Origin of the sequence: Fibrisoma montanum (assembly GCF_003583365.1) — a bacterium.
Lineage (GTDB): Bacteria > Bacteroidota > Bacteroidia > Cytophagales > Spirosomataceae > Fibrisoma > Fibrisoma montanum.
This window is the reverse complement of record NZ_QXED01000002.1, coordinates 960,801-977,307: the sequence shown is the minus strand read 5'-3', so window position 1 is coordinate 977,307 and position 16,507 is coordinate 960,801. Positions and strand designations below refer to the sequence as shown.

Genomic DNA, 16,507 nt, shown 5'->3' with positions numbered 1-16,507 from the left:
GCATTTCCGGGTTGATCCGGTACGTCATCAGCAGACGCCCCACCGGCGACTTCTTAAAAGCAGGCTAAGTAAATCTGACTCGCTGACTCCTTACTCCCTAAACCGCTTTTCTCATGCTTGCAGCGCGCACGCCCAGCCAGACCACCAACTCCCGTACGTTGATGAGCGTCATTTCGGCCTCGTCGGTTGGGACCCTCATCGAGTGGTACGACTTCTACATTTTCGGTAGTCTGGCGGCCATTCTTTCCTCGCAGTTTTTTCCTAAAGACAATCCCACGGCGGCTTTGCTGTCGACGCTGGCCACGTTTGCGGCCGGGTTTGTGGTTCGGCCGTTCGGGGCGCTGGTGTTCGGTCGGCTCGGCGATCTGGTCGGCCGCAAATACACCTTCCTCGTCACGCTCGTGCTGATGGGCGGCTCCACGTTCCTGATCGGCCTGATTCCCGGCTACGAAACCATCGGGTTCTGGGCACCGCTGCTGGTGCTGATTCTTCGGCTCGTGCAGGGACTGGCGCTGGGTGGTGAGTATGGCGGGGCGGCTACCTACGTGGCCGAACACGCACCGGTTGGTCGCCGGGGCTACTACACCAGTTTTATTCAGACCACCGCAACGCTCGGGCTGTTCGTCTCGCTGGGGGTCATCCTGATCACCCGCGAAACCCTGGGACTGGAAACGTTCGCGAACTGGGGCTGGCGGGTGCCGTTTCTGCTGTCTATTTTATTGGTAGGGGTTTCGATCGTGATTCGCCTGCGCATGGCCGAATCGCCCCTCTTTGCCAAACTGAAAAGCGAAGGTAAGGTATCGAAAAACCCGCTGGCCGAAAGTTTCGGCAAAAAACAGAACCTGAAAATGGTGTTGCTGGCGCTCTTCGGCGCGACGGCCGGTCAGGGGGTTATCTGGTACACGGGGCAGTTCTACGCCCTGTCGTTTATCCAGAATGCCTGCAACATCGAGTTTGTACAAGCCAACACCATCGTGGCCATTGCGCTGCTGATCGCTACGCCCTTTTTCGTCATTTTTGGCGGGCTGTCGGACCGGATCGGGCGGAAGAGCATCATGCTGGCGGGGATGATTCTCGGGGTTCTCACCTACCGGCCCATTTACCAGAAGATGTACGAACTGGCCGACCTGACGCAGAAGCAGGAGCTGGGTGAGCAGACGCAGATCCGCACAACCCGCGAACGGCCCGCCGGTAGCGCTGATTTTGTTACGACGACTACCTTCACGAAGGTTTTCGCCGATGGTACGACGGCTACTGAAACGACCCGGCAAACCCAGGCATCGGCCGCCGGAGCTTCCTCGAAACCTGAGGTCAGAAAAACCGTTACGTTGTCGACCGGCAACGCCACGCTGATGATGCTCCTGATTTTGATTCAGGTGCTGTACGTAACGATGGTGTACGGCCCGATTGCCGCTTTTCTGGTCGAGCTGTTTCCGACCCGCATCCGGTACACATCGATGTCGCTGCCGTATCACATCGGCAACGGGGTGTTCGGCGGACTGACGCCTTTCATTGCGACGGCCCTGGTGGCTACGGCCACTAAAGCCAACGAAACAGCCGCCGGTACGGTCGACAAACCGTATCTCGAAGGGCTCTGGTACCCGATTCTGGTCGCCGGTGTCTGCTTCGTTATCGGACTCTTATATGTTTCAAAAAGCGAACGGGTGAATGAGTGAACGAGCGACCGCTCCGGCCCGCCTGTCGGTCACCCAACCCATTTACCCATTCACCCGTTCGCTCTTTCACTCATTCGCTCTTTCGCCCCTTCACCCTATGAATGCATTTAAAAAATACCTTGGCGTCATCTGGATTCTGCTGGGTCTGTATGTCGGCTACGACCGCATCACCGACAGCCTGACCAAGATCGGCAGCGATAAACTGGAAGACCGTGTGTTTGGATACGTCGTGCTGCTGGTACTGGTCCCGATTGTGGTTGGCGGACTGATCCTGTTTGGGAAATACGCCCTCGAGGGGGAGTATACCGACGAAGCGTAATCGGCTTCTGTTGACGATTCGCCCGCCCGGTGTTACGTTTGCGACAACGTAGCCGACTTTATTGTAAGGCCGGCCAACGTACCGACACCAGCAAGTACGATAGCCTGCTTATCTTTTCTGATAGCATTGTTCAATTGCTGATGCGGGCATCAACGTTAATTTTACGACTTTAACCCTTTTGGTTTTATTGTATGCTAATCCGAACCTTTGATCAATACCAGGCCGCTTACCAACACAGCATTGAGGACCCGGAAGGGTTCTGGGCCGAGATTGCTCAGGAATTTGTCTGGCGCAAGCCCTGGAAGAAAACCCTGCAATGGAATTTCGACGAACCCAGCGTACAGTGGTTCATTGGAGGTAAGCTGAACATCACCGAAAACTGCCTGGACCGCCATCTGGCCGAGCGGGGCGATCAGCCGGCCATTATCTGGGAGCCCAACGATCCGCACGAAACCGGCGTCACGCTGACGTACCGGATGCTGCACGATCAGGTCTGCCGCATGGCCAACGTCCTGAAACGGAACGGTGTTGCGAAAGGCGACCGCGTCTGTATCTACATGCCGATGGTGCCCGAACTGGCCATTTCAGTGCTGGCCTGCGCCCGCATCGGCGCGGTTCACTCGGTCGTATTCGGCGGCTTTTCGGCCCAGAGTATCGCCGACCGCATCAACGACGCCCAGTGCAAGGTGGTGATCACGGCCGATGGTGCCTACCGGGGTAATAAGGAAATCGCCCTGAAAGAAACCGTCGACGATGCTCTTATCGCCTGCCCGAGCGTTCAGAAGGTAATTGTGCTGACCCGTACCCGCACGCCGGTGTCGATGATCAAAGGCCGCGACGTCTGGATGGAGCAGGAACTGAAGCTGGTCACCGCCGACTGCCCGGCCGAGGAAATGGACGCCGAAGATATACTGTTCATTCTGTATACGTCCGGCTCGACCGGCAAACCGAAGGGCGTAGTGCACACCTGTGGCGGCTACATGGTCTACACCGCCTACACTTTCCAGAACGTGTTCCAGTACGACACGGCCGGGGGCGCATCCCCTCAGGTGCATTTCTGCACGGCCGACATCGGCTGGATTACCGGCCACTCCTACATCGTGTACGGGCCGCTGGCCTGCGGTGCCACCACCCTACTGTTTGAAGGTATACCGACCTGGCCGGACAACGGGCGTTTCTGGGACATCGTGGATAAATACAAGATTGACATTCTTTACACCGCCCCGACGGCCATCCGGTCGCTGATGAGTTTTGGGCTGGAAAAAGTCGAAAACCACGACCTGAGCAGTCTGAAAGTGCTCGGTTCGGTAGGCGAGCCGATCAACGAAGAAGCCTGGCACTGGTACGACGACCACATCGGCAAGAACCGCTGCCCGATTGTCGATACGTGGTGGCAGACTGAAACGGGGGGGATCATGATTTCGCCGATCGCGGGCGTCACCAAAACCAAGCCGACGTATGCCACGCTCCCGCTGCCCGGCGTTCAGCCGATTCTGGTGGATGAAAACGGCCAGGAGATCGAAGGCAACGGCGTCAGCGGTAACCTGTGCATCAAGTTCCCGTGGCCGGCGATTATCCGCACAACCTACGGCGACCATGAGCGCTGCCGCCAGACGTATTTCAGTACGTACAAAGGGCTTTACTTTACCGGCGACGGCTGCCTCCGCGACGAAGACGGCTACTACCGCATCACCGGCCGCGTCGATGATGTGCTGAACGTATCGGGGCACCGGATTGGCACCGCTGAGGTCGAAAACGCGATCAATATGCACACCGGGGTGGTCGAGAGCGCCGTTGTAGGCTATCCGCACGACATCAAGGGCCAGGGCATTTATGCCTACGTGATTGCCGAGCAGATGCCCGAAGACCACGACGCCGAACTGACCAAACGCGACATTCTGGCGACGGTCAGCCGGGTGATCGGGCCGATTGCCAAGCCGGACAAGATTCAGTTCGTAACGGGCCTGCCCAAAACACGCTCGGGTAAGATCATGCGCCGGATTCTGCGCAAGATTGCCGAGGGCGATACGGCCAACCTGGGCGACACCACCACCCTGCTCGACCCGGGCGTCGTGGACGAGATCAAAGCCGGGGCGCTGGTAGAAGCAAAGGCGTAAGACGGATCAAACAGCAAAAGCCGGAGGTGGTATCTCCGGCTTTTGCTGTTTACCGGCCTGCTACTACCGGCGCGGTGACGGCCAGGATGGCCTTCATACGTTCCTCCACAATGTCGAGGAAATCGTCGTCACGGATATACGCCGTATGCGAAAAGGGCGTTTCGGAAGCCGGCCACATTCCGGCGTTGATGGTGATGTCTTCAATCGTGGTGCCCTGCGGTTCGTCCCAGATGTGCTGCAGCGGATAGCCTAACACATCGTCGGGATCAAATACGTTCTGCCACCGGGCTTCGGGCTTAAGGTATTCGGGCAGCTTCTCGTGCGGGAATGGAATGCACTTGATAGGTGGCGCAGGCGGCAGAAAAAGGGGGATGTTCGACCCAAACGTAATGAAGGCCGTCAGCGTTTCGGTCCGTTCAAACGGGGTCTTGCCATACCCTACGTTCTTCTCCTTTTTGTTGTAGTGCTGGTCCCAGATGTAATTGCTGATGATGACGCTCCCCAGCGAATGAGCCAGGATCATAAGCGGCTTGGTATCGGCCTCGGCTTTACCTAACCGCGTAGCGAGTCGTTCCAGACTGACCCGAACGCACTCGTGAATTTCCCCGTACACGGGTTTATTGGCCTTGAAGTAACCGGACAGGTAGCTGGCCGGATCGCCGAGGGCGCTCACGATCCACTTGCGAAACGATTTGGCCTGCATGGTGTTGCTTTGCAGTAATCTCCGCCAGGTCACGTTCTGTTGATCCTGCAGGATAGGTGCCCAGTAGCACACTTCAAATTCGACCTCCTGCTCCGCCGTTCCCAGTCGTTTGCTTACCTGTTTAATAAGCCCATCGGCATAATTCGGGTCCGGATCGCCCATGCCGTGAATAATGAAAACACCTAGTTTTTTGCTCATACGTGGATGGTTGAAAAAATGGTAGGATCTATTGATTTAGGCACTATTCTATTGACCCAGGTTATTTCTTCAAATACGCAGCTACGCCCCCCAGCGTGACAACTCCGGCCAGATGCGGCAGTGCCCTGACCAGGGCGGCTCCCTGCCCGAACACGACAATGCACGCGTCGCCCAGCGGCAGGAGCAGGCCAAGACCAACGACCAGAACGAGTGCCCGACGTTGCTGCGTACCCGTTAGCGCCAGCAATACCAGACCGTAGCATACATCCCGCACGCCAATAGCATAATGCAAACTGTAGTTTCCCTGCTCCGCCACATCGACGCCGTACAACTGTTCAATCAATTCCGGCGCAACGACGTACGCAACGCCCAGACCCGCCAGTACGCCCCCCAACCCAGCGGTTACCAACCGCTGTCCGTTGCTTAGACTATCGCGGTTTCCCATTCCTTTCTACAATCGCCAGTCACGTTTAATACAAATTATATATGTGCAGATAATCAGCTATTTACATTTATTAAACGGCCGATTAGATTCCGGTACCAGTCCGAATTATAGTGCAAAGTCAAACGACATCAAAACCACATCATGAAACGTTTATTTACCTCCGTCGGCACCGTCGTGCTGTGGACGATGCTGCTCGCCTGCGAAGACCATCGTCCTGCCCAACAGATCACCTGCGATGAGTACCACGCCCGCGTCAGCCGCTGCCTTACCTGGCGGCTCGTCAGTAAACTTCGCAACAACCAGGAAGCGATTCTACCCTGCGAAAAAGACAACCGATTTCTGTTCCAGACCGGTCGGTTAGGTGGTCAGGTTACCACGAGTACGTCCTGTCCCGGAGGGCCACTAGGCGGCTCGCACCGCTGTGAAAACGGTACCGTAACGGTTTTTCAGAGTCGCTATAATTCAGGTTTTGGTCCGCCACCTGGAGTATTATCGCAATCACTAGAATTTATCGATACCCAGACATTTCTGCTGAAGTATCAGGACTTCAACGGCGATCAGGTCGTTGAAACGTACGTGTGTTTTAAAGAGTAGTCATCAAATGTACCGCAGCCATCCGTTTTCGGGGTGGGCGGCTTTGTAGCGACCATACCAGCGGCAGAGCGGATACAACGCGGCCACCAACGTAATCCACACCAGATAGACTACCGGCAGTGATACGCCGGCTCCGTCGGGCCGACCGAAGTTCAACGGCCCGGCGGGGATGTCGGCGAACGAATACCCCTGGAGCAGTGACATCGCAATCATCGACAGGTGAACAAGGTACCAGTGCAGGATGTAGTAAAACATCGGCACTTTGCCGTAGACCGTCAGCACCCGCGTCAATCCGTTGTCAGCACCCTCCGCCACGGCCAGAATGAGCAGACCAAGGCCAACCAGGAGCAGGGTGTATTGCAGTGAGGGCGGGTATTTGCTGACGTTGAGAAACGAAAGCACCGTAAACAGGCCGTCTTTCTGAACCGCCCAGGGAGCCGCATCGCCGTAGACGTTGATCAGCCGGAGCACCACGAAAAAGGCCACTGCCCCCAGCCCGATCCGCAGCATCGTCTGTTTGCGGAAACCGGCCGGTCGTACCATCAACGGCCCGCAGGCATACCCCACCAGCAGAATCCCCAGCCACGGAATCAGCGGATACCCCACCAGCAAAATGAACTGTGGGCTGATGTTGAACAACTCCGTCCTGAAGAACAGCGACCAGATCAAACGGGCGGTCTGGTCGCTGAAAGGTGGTATCAGCAGCAGCAGATCATAGCCGAAGATGATAACCAGCCCGATGATCCCCAGCCAGCGGGCGGGCCACCGGGACAGGAACGCCAGTAGGACGAATCCACCACCGATGGCATAAATCACCTGCAGCATGATGGTCCGGAATTGCAGATCGAACCAGAAAGCGAAATTGATAATGGTCAGCTCCAGCAGAATCAGCACCAGTCCCCGCTGCAGCAGAAACCGGCGGGCCGACCAGGCCGGCGGACCGGCTGTGCGCTGTTTCTGCAATGACAGATAGGCCGACATACCCGACAGAAACACGAACGTAGGGGCGCACAGGTGCGTGATCCAGCGGGTTAGAAAAATGGCCGGCGTGGTCGTTGCCAGATCCGTAGGGCTCTGCGTCAGCGCAGCCGTGTGGAGTAAATCGCGTACGTGGTCCAGCGCCATGATGACCATAACGAGACCCCGCGTTACGTCAATGGCGGTTATTCGGTTTGCTACGGCTCCCGGCCTGATAGCGACCGGCTCACTTCGTTCCATACCGGCACTGGGTGTTATCTGCTTTTACGTAATAGGATTTGTAGTTCAGCGCTTTCGGGTCCATGCACCCTTTCAGGTTCAGCACCTCTACGTTGCGAAAGTCGATCGGGTGGCTCTCGGCCTGCAGGGCAATGTACCCTTCCACAAGTGGTTTGTTGGCGCGGCTGATCCACTCATTCGCATTGTCGACGCCCGCGGCCTGCCAGTTGTAGTCATTGCTGACAAAGTAGCTGCTGACTTCCGGGCGCTGGTAAGTCAGCACGGTATCGCCCTCGACCAGGTGATGAATGACTGAATCGCCCAGCACGATGGCTTCGGCCGTTACCCACTGATCGCCGTCGTAGGTTTTCGATCTCGAATCGATGCAGTGTGCGGGGTTCAGTTTGCCGTTCATGTATACCTGCGTACCGGGGGTGCAGAGATTGGCCGTGTGCCGCTCGCCTTTGTTCAGCCCGCCCAGTAGTTGAATCTCCAGCGACACCGGAAAGTCCTGCTTCATCGACAGGCTCTTTGCCGACTGCGAGTGAACCATAACCCCGCTGTTGCGGACGTTCCAGGCGGCTCCGCCGGGCGTCTGATTCCCCACGAACCGGTACGTGAACCGCACGATGTAGTGCGAAAAGGGCTTGTTATAATACAGATGACCGTACTTCCCATCGAAAGTTTGGTACTGGTCGTACGCAATGCGGAGGATCCCGTCTTCGACCCGGAAGGTGTTTTTATAATTATCGTTGAGGGGCTGCCCGGTAATTTTGATGTCCCAGCCGGTCAGGTCTTTGCCGTTGAAGAGTTGAATCCAATCGCGCCGGTCGGCCGGTTTCTGCGCCAGTGATGTCGTTACAAGGACGCAAACCAGTACCAGACCAGTGATAAATGAAGATAAACCGTTCATGCTGAATTATAGGGTTAGGAAATTAACTACACCAAAGGTAGCTGGATAATGATATACTGCGATTGGTTGTTACGACCGGTTTATAACAAACACGGACCAGTTGCTGAGTGAGGCTACGTCTGTTACCCGGCAAGTCGAGCTTCCAATCCCGCGCCCTAAAATTAACATAACCCTTATGAGACAGGACCGTTATGCTGAAAAGCAGACGGAAAAATAAGCCCTGCGAAACGGCGCACACAGAACCTGGTGGCGTTTCAGTAGCCTACCCGTTTAGCTTTACCACGGTTCGAGTCAGTGAACACGTACAACCTGACAACACATGACCCATCAACAGACAGCTCTGACAACCGGCAATCCCATTATTCGCCATCTGTACACGAGCGATCCAACCGTTCTGGTGCATAACGACACGGTTTATCTCTACACCGGCCACGATGAACCGCCCGCCGACGTGGACGATTACGTTATGAACGACTGGCGATGTTTTTCCTCCACAGACCTGGCCACCTGGACGGAACATCCGGTACCGCTGCGGGCCCGCGACTTTGCCTGGGCGAGTGGCGACGCCTACGCATCGAAGGTCATCGAGCGAAACGGTATTTTCTACTGGTATGCCGCCGTTACGCACGCTGGTATGCCGGGTAAAGCAATCGGCGTGGCCGTAGCCGATACGCCAACGGGCCCGTTTCGGGATGCTTTGGGGAAAGCCCTGATTGCGCCCGATAGGCTTACCAATCCGGTCGGCGAAAAAGACAACCTCGACCCCACCGTGCTGGTTGACGACGATGGGCAGGCGTATCTGATCTGGGGCAACGCCCGATGCTATTACGCCAGGCTGGCCGACTCCATGACCAGCCTGGCCGGCCCGATCCGGACGATTGATCTCCCCGACTTCTCGGAAGGGGCACACATCCACAAACGGGACGACTGGTACTACCTGTGCTACGGCTATCAGATGCCGGAAAAGGTTGCCTACGCCATGAGCCGCCACATCGATGGTCCCTGGACATTCAAGGGTATCCTGAACGAACTGGCGGGCAACTGCGAAACCAACCGCCCGGCCATTGTTGAGTACAAAGGCCAGTCGTATTTTTTCTACCACAACGGCGGGTTGCCAAACGGCGGCAGCCATCGTCGCTCGATCTGCATTGATTACCTGTATTATTTCCCCGACGGTACGCTGAAACGGGTCGTGATGACCTCAGAGGGCGTTCAGACCATCCGATAACCGCATTACGTTATGGAGCCCTATCAAATCAACGTTGCTCAGGCGGTACTCGACGACTTGCAAACCCGGCTGGCTAACACCCGCTGGCCCGACGAAACCACCGACGCTGGCTGGCAATCCGGCACCGATCCGGCCTACCTGCGGCAACTTGTTACGTACTGGCAAACCCGTTTCGACTGGCGGAAACAGGAACAGGTGCTGAACCAGTTCGCCCACTACCGAACGAACCTAGACGGTTATGGCCTGCACGTCATTCATGAACGCGGCAAGGGAGGCAAGCCGATGCCGTTGCTGCTGAGCCACGGCTGGCCCGATTCGTTCTACCGCTTCGTCAAACTCATCCCGTTGCTGACCGACCCGGTCTCCCACGGGGGCAAGGCGGAGGACACCTTCGACGTGATTTTGCCCAGTTTACCCGGCTATGGCTTTTCGGAAAAAATTCAGAAGACCGGCGCGTACAACCAATGGACCGCAAACGTACTGCATACGCTCATGACCCGAACACTGGGCTATGAGCGTTATGCGGCCCATGGGGGCGACGTCGGGAGTGGAGTCACGGAAGCGCTGGGTATGCTCCATCCTGAGTCGCTGATCGGTATCCACATGACCGACGTACCCTATTGGCGGCTCTTTGCCACAAACCCCGATACGCTGTCGGAGCCGGAAAGGAATTACCTTCGGGACGGTCAGCAGTGGCAGATGCAGGAAGGGGCTTATGCAATGCTTCAGGCCACAAAACCACAAACTCTCGCCTACGGCCTGACTGACTCCCCCGTTGGGCTGGCCAGCTGGATCATCGAAAAATTCTATGCCTGGAGCGACTGCAACGGGAATCTTGAAAACAGCTTTACGAAAGACGACCTGCTGTCGAATATTCTCATCTACTGGACCACCGGCACCATTCAGTCCTCGTTTATTCCGTACTGGGATGAGGAAGAACCGCAAGCGAATGAGATCGAGTTGCCCAGAATAGACGTTCCGACCGGACTATCGATTTTCCCGAAAGATATTGTTCCGGCTCCCCGCCAGTTTGCCGAACGGTTTTATAACCTGCAATACTGGTCGGAACCGCCCAAAGGTGGCCACTTTGCCGCCCTGGAAGAACCCGAACGGCTTGCCGACGAACTAAGGGCCTTTTTCCGCCCGCTTCGCTGAAAGCAGAAACGGCCAGAGTTGGTTTATCAGAACGAAGCGTGGCTGATACCTGATAATCAACCGATCCGGCAACGGGTTCAGGAAAAGGCCGTAGCAGATGAAAACCATTTTTGGTCTATTGGGTTAATCAGGTTCAACCCAATTACTCGACAAAAAACATCGAGATTATGGAAAACAACAAAAATGGTAACCCGTCCGGCAACCAGAACGGGAATCAACCTACCCCCGGACCTGACTTCGGCGCAACCGGTCTGCAACCGCAGGATCAGCCAACCGACCAGACGCTGACCACCCGCCAGGGCCACCCGCTTTACAACAACCAGAACGTACGTACGGTCGGCAGTCGCGGGCCAACCACCCTGGAGAACTACCCTTTCCTCGAAAAAATCAGCCATTTTGATCGGGAGCGGATACCCGAGCGCGTTGTGCATGCCCGCGGAGCCGGAGCCCACGGCGTTTTTGAAGCGTATGGCACGGTGGGCGACGAGCCCATTGCGAAATACACCCGCGCCAAACTGTTTCAGGAAAAAGGCAAACAGACGCCGGTTTTCGTCCGTTTCTCGACGGTTATTCACGGTGGCCACTCGCCCGAAACGTTGCGTGACCCCCGCGGTTTTGCCGTAAAATTCTATACCGAAGATGGTAACTGGGATCTGGTTGGCAACAACCTGAAGGTGTTCTTTATCCGCGACGCCATGAAGTTTCCGGATCTGGTTCACGCCTTCAAACCCGACCCGCTGACAAACCGGCAGGACGGTGGTCGTATTTTTGATTTCATCAGCAATACGCCCGAAGCCATGCACATGATTACGTTCCTGTTCTCGCCCTGGGGCATTCCGGCCAACTACCGGCAAATGCAGGGCTCGGGCGTGAACACCTACAAATGGTACAACGACAAGGGCGAAGGGGTGCTGGTAAAGTACCACTGGGAGCCAGTGCAGGGCATTAAGAACCTGACGCAGCCCGAGGCCGAGCAGATTCAGGCCAAGAATTTCAACCACGCGACCCAGGACCTGTACGACGCCATTGAAGCCGGTAACTATCCACAGTGGGAGCTGCTGGTGCAGATCATGAGCGATGACGAACACCCGGAACTGGATTTCGACCCGCTTGATGATACGAAACTCTGGCCGACCGATCAGTTCCCCTGGCTGCCGGTGGGTAAGATGACCCTGAACAAAAACCCGGAAAACTATTTCCACGAGGTAGAGCAGGTTGCCTTCGGTACGGGCGTACTGGTCGACGGCCTGGACTTCTCCGACGATAAGATGCTGCAGGGCCGGACGTTCTCGTATTCCGACACCCAACGCTACCGGGTGGGCACGAACTACCTGCAACTCCCGATCAACGCACCCAAGAAGCACGTAGCGACCAACCAGCGCGACGGCCAGATGCAGTACCGGGTCGACACGGCACCGGGCCAGAATCCGCACGTCAACTACGAGCCATCGTCCCTGAACGGCTTGAAGCAGGCGCCGTCACCGGGTCCCGACCATACGCCCTACGTAGCAGGCAACCTGGTACGTCAACCCATTGACCGCACCAATAACTTCAAGCAGGCCGGCGAACGGTATCGGCTGTTTGAAGACTGGGAACGCGACGATCTGATCAACAACCTGGTCGATGCGCTGTCGGGGGCCGAAAAACACATTCAGGATAAAATGGTGGAGCTGTTCAGCCAGTGCGACGAAGACTACGGTCGGCGGGTACGCGAAGGGCTTCAGCAGGCCGGCGACCGCCAGAAACACGGCCAGGCAACCGACGAAGCCAATCGGGAAGCCGCTCAGCAGGCCGAAGAGATGGCTCATCCGGCCCAGCCGTATTAAACATCAGTACGCTTAACCTAAAAGTTGCCCCGCGTCACTTCAGGCGCGGGGCTTTTTTTTATTAGTAACCTATTGTTTATCAGATATTTATAATTTGCGACTATTTCTACGTGTTTCTACTCATACGCATAGGGAGTTCCACCTGTATTCGGAAGTTGTTGTTTCCATTCATTTAGCCGATTACGTCTAAATACTATGTCAAACCAATTCAACTTCTACCCAAATGAAACGTTTACAGACAAGTTGGCTGCTGATAGCCACTTTATTCGTTGGTGCGCTTAGTTTTCAGGGTTGCCAACCGGAAGATGGCGAACCAGGTCCACAAGGTGAAGTTGGTCCGGCTGGTCCGCAAGGCCCGGGGGGACCACAGGGGCCTAAAGGCGATCCCGGCACGGCCAACGTAATCTATTCGCCCTGGACATCCGTTTCGTTTTCGGGCAGCGGCAGTACCTATACAGGAAATCTGACAGCCTCAGCCATCACCCAGCAGGTTCTCGATCGGGCCGACATTCGGGTATACTGGAAAGAAGGGGGTCGTGTGTTATCCCTACCCTACGCCCAAACGCTTGGTAGCACCAGTTACAGTGTTCACCAGCGCTTCTACGTTGGTCGGATTGAACTGGTAGCTTCCTATTCGCTTGGTGCTCAGGAGATGCGCTATGTGATTATTCCGGGCGGTACGCCTACCGGTCGGCAGAGCGCTATCGATTACAGTGACTACAGGGCCGTTCAGCGGGCGTTTGGAATCCCCGACTGATCAGGCGATGAACTGGCCGCAGATCAAATCAGCAACCCTGGTCTGCGGCTGGTTCGTCCGTCAATCCCAGCACTCCATCACCAGAAGGTCGCCCGAGCGGGCCGACACCCGCACAAACCCATCGTCGGCGGCTTCGTTGCTGCTGCTGGTGCGGTAGCCGAGCGTCAGGGTTTCGTCGTTCAGGTTGTAGAGCAGACCTTCCGTCACCACTCCTTCCACCGTTCCGACCGGAATCAGCGAAATGGGCGTCCCCTTTTCGTACCACTTTTCGTAGCGGCCCACGAGCGGGAATAGTTTCGAGTGGTCGTCCAGCATCACGATCCGGATTCGGTTCTTGTACCGGACAATATTGGTCATATTGGTCAGGCTGTGGTCTGCCCGCCGGCCCGTTGCCCAGATGATGTTCACGGCCGGGAAACCGCTGTCGATCAGGTATTCGATGCCCTTGTCGAGATCGGTCTTATTCTGATCAGGTGTGTGGATGATTTCCAGTGGGTACTGCTGCGACCGAATGGTGTCGAGGTCGAGGTTCCGGTCGAAATCGCCCAGCAGCACATCGACTTTGATGCCCAGCTCCAGTACCCGCCAGATGGCCGAGTCGAGAACGACCACCCGCGGACTCCATTCCAGCAGTTGCCCGATAAGCTCCGGCTGGCAGGCTTCGCCGTTGGCAATCAACAGGGCCGGTTCCTGCTCGTCGCGAACGATATGGTGTGAGGACATGCTTTTGTAGTTTGTGGTTTATAGTTTGTGGTTACTCGGATACTACCTACAAACAACAAACCTGTTTGCAATCGCCTTAGCTTATGGTCTCCGGCTCAATAACGCCTTCTCCACATCCGCCGGATCATCCACGCTCTGGCTCTGGTAGCGCGTCGGAACGAGTTTGATCCGGTAGCCGGCTTCGAGCCACCGAAGCTGCTCCAGCGATTCGGCTCGTTCGAGCGACGAGGGCGACAGCTGCGTAATCTGCTCCAGAATATCGGCCCGGTACGCGTATAGCCCGATGTGGCGGTGGAAGGTATGGTGTTCGTGCCAGACCGCCGGGTCAACGCCCCGCAGATACGGAATCGGCTGGCGGCTGAAATACAAGGCCTCACCCTGGGCATTGACGATGATTTTAGCCTCGCTCGGGCTGTGCAGCACCTCCGCCGAATCGACCGGCGACATCTGCGTGGCCAGTTCGACCGTTCCATCCAGCACAGCCGCCAGTTCGCCGATCTGGGCCGGGTTGATGAAGGGTTCGTCACCCTGAATATTAATCACGTAGTTGGTCCGGGCGGCCGAGACGGTTCCATCGGCCACCAGCTGGCTGTAGGCTTCCCAGCAGCGGTCGGTGCCGGTGGGATGATCCGACCGGGTCATAACGGCCACGCCCCCGGCCTGGCGCACGACCCCGGCAATGCGCTCATCGTCGGTGGCAACGAGTACGTGCGCAAACGCCTTCACCTGCTGCGCCTGTTCCAGCACCCGCTGGATCATGGGTTTACCGTCGATGTCGGCCAGTGGTTTACCCGGAAAACGGGTCGACGCATAACGGGACGGAATAATTCCGATAATCATAATACGTTTACAAAATTGGCGAATCCGGCCGTTGGTCCGGTCAGACGTACCGTCAGACCGAATCGAATGGATGAAAGCCGTTGGTACTGGTCTGACGGTACGTCTGACCATTGATATACTTTATTGGACGAGAGTTGTGGATGGTAAGCAGTCAATCCCATTGTTTATCCTCCGCCATGGCCCACTTTATTTACGTTCGGGACCGTTTGGACCGACGGTCCAGAACATGGGCACAACGGCCTGCCGCTGGGTATAGTACTGATCATAAACGGGCCGGTACCGAAGCCGTTCGGCCATCACGGGCTCAAACTGCCCCAGCAGTCCCAGCATTAACTCACACCCTTCGCGCACGGCAAACTGGCCGCTCATGTGCGCGGTCACGTAGTCGGCGTACTTGTTCTGAATAACGTACCGGGTAAACAGCGGGTTGGCGGTCCGCCGAATCATAATCCGCACCCCGGCCACCTCAGCTACCGACAGGTCCAGGGCATCGTCGAAGAAGAACGCGACCTCCTGCGGTTGCAGCCCGTGTTGATCCAGAAAGTGGGCCAGTACCTCGATCTTGTGTTTTGCCTGCGAATAACAGGCGTGGAAGTGTTCGCGAGCCGCCAGCCGATCGGCCATCTCATTGGTGACTCCGGTCACAATCGCCACGGCGGGCAGTGTCTGACCGTGATGCAGCCAGAATCCGAACCGAAGCAGGTTGGTCCCCATCGAATCGACCTCGCTGAACGGACTGCTGCCCGAGCCGGTTTTGATACCGTCGTTGAAAACGCCATCCCAGTCGAAGACGACGGCCCTGATCGACCGAAGCTTCTCGGCCAGTTCGGCGGCCGGCGTGATGAATTGCCCGCCCAGGGCGGTGAAAATCTGTTCTACATCAATCATAGTGGGCCATGTATAATGCAGGATGACTGGTTGGCTTCGTCACCAAATCAATCATCCTGCATCATACATCATTTACGCCAGTTCAGGCAGGGTATTACGGTATTTTACCTCAATGGCGTGCAGCTCCAGCAGGGGTTTCATGAATTCCTCCAGGTACCGGATGTCGAGCTGGCTGGCGGCATCGCAGAGAGCCTCCGACGGACACGTGTGCGCTTCGATGAACAGCCCATCCACGCCGGCCGCAACACCCGCCCGGGCCAGTACCGGCAGGTACTCCCGCGCACCGCCTTTCGCGTCTTTCGACGGGATGCCGTACTTCCGGATGGCGTGCGTTACGTCGAACACCACCGGGTAGTTGGTGCGGCCCATGTGGTAAAAACTGCGCGGATCAACCACGAGGTCGTTGTAGCCGAACGTATAGCCGCGCTCGGTCAGGATGATCTGCTCGTTGCCCGAATCTTCAATCTTTTTGACTGGATGCTTCATGTTCTCCGGCGCCAGAAACTGGCCGTGCTTCACGTTGATGACCCGACCCGTCTGGGCCGCGGCCACGATCAACTGCGACTGCATGCAGAGGTACGCCGGAATCTGCAAGACGTCTACCACCTCAGCCACGGGCGCGGCCTGGTCGGGGTAGTGAATATCGGTCAGGAGTGGGAAACCGAACTGCTCTTTCACCTTCGCCAGAATCGCGATTCCTTTTTCCAGCCCCGGCCCGGTGTAATAGTCCAGACTGGATCGATTGTCTTTCTGGAACGAGGATTTATAGATGACCTTGATGCCAAGCCGCTCGGCAATTTCGCGGAGCTGCTCGGCGACCGTCATCATAATTTTTTCGTCTTCAATGACGCAGGGACCGGAGATCAGGAACAGATCGTCTGAACCACAGTCGATATCGCCTACGCGAACAATTTTCTGAGACATAACC

At 56.6% G+C, this 16,507-nt stretch carries 16 protein-coding genes; 8 read left to right on the top strand and 8 right to left on the bottom strand.

The annotated features are described in order from the left end of the window. Positions 1 to 113 precede the first annotated feature (113 nt). The 3 genes from DYU11_RS09805 (at position 114) to acs (ending at position 4,112) form a co-directional block, all read left to right on the top strand. Positions 114 to 1,676, top strand: a complete 1,563-nt coding sequence (locus DYU11_RS09805) for an MFS transporter (protein ID WP_119667458.1) — start codon at positions 114 to 116, stop codon at positions 1,674 to 1,676. 97 nt (positions 1,677 to 1,773) lie between these two features. Then, positions 1,774 to 1,995, top strand: coding sequence for a DUF6814 family protein (locus DYU11_RS09800; protein ID WP_119667457.1), 222 nt, complete (start codon positions 1,774 to 1,776; stop codon positions 1,993 to 1,995). 191 nt (positions 1,996 to 2,186) lie between these two features. Beyond that, positions 2,187 to 4,112 carry an acetate--CoA ligase gene (gene acs, locus DYU11_RS09795; protein WP_119667456.1) on the top strand — a complete coding sequence of 642 codons (1,926 nt, stop codon included), beginning with the start codon at positions 2,187 to 2,189 and terminating at the stop codon, positions 4,110 to 4,112. Between the two features lie 49 nt (positions 4,113 to 4,161). On the opposite strand, the gene DYU11_RS09790 is transcribed toward acs, so the two are convergent. After that, complete coding sequence (locus tag DYU11_RS09790) at positions 4,162 to 5,013, bottom strand: hypothetical protein (protein ID WP_119667455.1); 852 nt, start codon at positions 5,011 to 5,013, stop codon at positions 4,162 to 4,164. A gap of 61 nt (positions 5,014 to 5,074) precedes the next feature. Beyond that, positions 5,075 to 5,458: a DUF4267 domain-containing protein gene (locus tag DYU11_RS09785; RefSeq protein ID WP_119667454.1), complete on the bottom strand. Its 384-nt coding sequence runs from the start codon at positions 5,456 to 5,458 to the stop codon at positions 5,075 to 5,077. A 141-nt stretch (positions 5,459 to 5,599) separates the two neighbouring features. Between DYU11_RS09785 and DYU11_RS09780 the strand changes: the two genes are divergently transcribed. Then, positions 5,600 to 6,052: a hypothetical protein gene (locus DYU11_RS09780; RefSeq protein WP_119667453.1), complete on the top strand. Its 453-nt coding sequence runs from the start codon at positions 5,600 to 5,602 to the stop codon at positions 6,050 to 6,052. A gap of 3 nt (positions 6,053 to 6,055) precedes the next feature. On the opposite strand, the gene DYU11_RS09775 is transcribed toward DYU11_RS09780, so the two are convergent. Both DYU11_RS09775 and DYU11_RS09770 read right to left on the bottom strand, forming a co-directional pair. Further along, complete coding sequence (locus tag DYU11_RS09775) at positions 6,056 to 7,270, bottom strand: acetyltransferase domain-containing protein (RefSeq protein WP_119667452.1); 1,215 nt, start codon at positions 7,268 to 7,270, stop codon at positions 6,056 to 6,058. Next, entirely contained in the window at positions 7,257 to 8,162 is a 906-nt protein-coding gene (locus DYU11_RS09770) for a 3-keto-disaccharide hydrolase (RefSeq protein WP_119667451.1), read from the bottom strand. The genes DYU11_RS09775 and DYU11_RS09770 overlap by 14 nt, the downstream gene beginning before the upstream one ends. A 319-nt stretch (positions 8,163 to 8,481) precedes the next feature. Here DYU11_RS09770 and DYU11_RS09765 point away from each other — a divergent pair, with 319 nt between their 5' ends. The 4 genes from DYU11_RS09765 to DYU11_RS09750 all read left to right on the top strand — a co-directional run bounded on the left by DYU11_RS09765 (position 8,482) and on the right by DYU11_RS09750 (position 13,128). Continuing rightward, positions 8,482 to 9,390 carry a glycoside hydrolase family 43 protein gene (locus tag DYU11_RS09765; protein WP_119667450.1) on the top strand — a complete coding sequence of 303 codons (909 nt, stop codon included), beginning with the start codon at positions 8,482 to 8,484 and terminating at the stop codon, positions 9,388 to 9,390. Positions 9,391 to 9,402: 12 nt separating this feature from the next. Next, positions 9,403 to 10,545 (top strand): epoxide hydrolase family protein, encoded by a 1,143-nt coding sequence (locus DYU11_RS09760; RefSeq protein ID WP_119667449.1) that lies wholly within the window; start codon positions 9,403 to 9,405, stop codon positions 10,543 to 10,545. A 167-nt stretch (positions 10,546 to 10,712) separates the two neighbouring features. After that, the gene (locus tag DYU11_RS09755) at positions 10,713 to 12,371 is read left to right on the top strand and encodes a catalase (protein ID WP_229365750.1); all 1,659 of its coding nucleotides are present in this window, start codon (positions 10,713 to 10,715) and stop codon (positions 12,369 to 12,371) included. A gap of 223 nt (positions 12,372 to 12,594) precedes the next feature. Beyond that, a complete protein-coding gene (locus DYU11_RS09750) occupies positions 12,595 to 13,128 on the top strand; it encodes a collagen-like protein (protein WP_229365749.1) in 534 nt (177 codons plus the stop codon). Between the two features lie 60 nt (positions 13,129 to 13,188). Here DYU11_RS09750 and DYU11_RS09745 read toward each other — a convergent pair whose 3' ends face one another. From DYU11_RS09745 to kdsA, 4 genes are all read right to left on the bottom strand, one after another. Next, complete coding sequence (locus tag DYU11_RS09745) at positions 13,189 to 13,851, bottom strand: thiamine diphosphokinase (RefSeq protein ID WP_119667447.1); 663 nt, start codon at positions 13,849 to 13,851, stop codon at positions 13,189 to 13,191. A gap of 81 nt (positions 13,852 to 13,932) precedes the next feature. Then, positions 13,933 to 14,691 (bottom strand): 3-deoxy-manno-octulosonate cytidylyltransferase, encoded by a 759-nt coding sequence (gene kdsB, locus DYU11_RS09740; protein ID WP_119667446.1) that lies wholly within the window; start codon positions 14,689 to 14,691, stop codon positions 13,933 to 13,935. A 186-nt stretch (positions 14,692 to 14,877) separates the two neighbouring features. Beyond that, a complete protein-coding gene (locus DYU11_RS09735; protein ID WP_119667445.1) occupies positions 14,878 to 15,579 on the bottom strand; it encodes a phosphatase in 702 nt (233 codons plus the stop codon). A 72-nt stretch (positions 15,580 to 15,651) separates the two neighbouring features. Next, positions 15,652 to 16,503: a 3-deoxy-8-phosphooctulonate synthase gene (gene kdsA / locus DYU11_RS09730; protein ID WP_119667444.1), complete on the bottom strand. Its 852-nt coding sequence runs from the start codon at positions 16,501 to 16,503 to the stop codon at positions 15,652 to 15,654. Between the last annotated feature and the right edge of the window lie 4 nt (positions 16,504 to 16,507).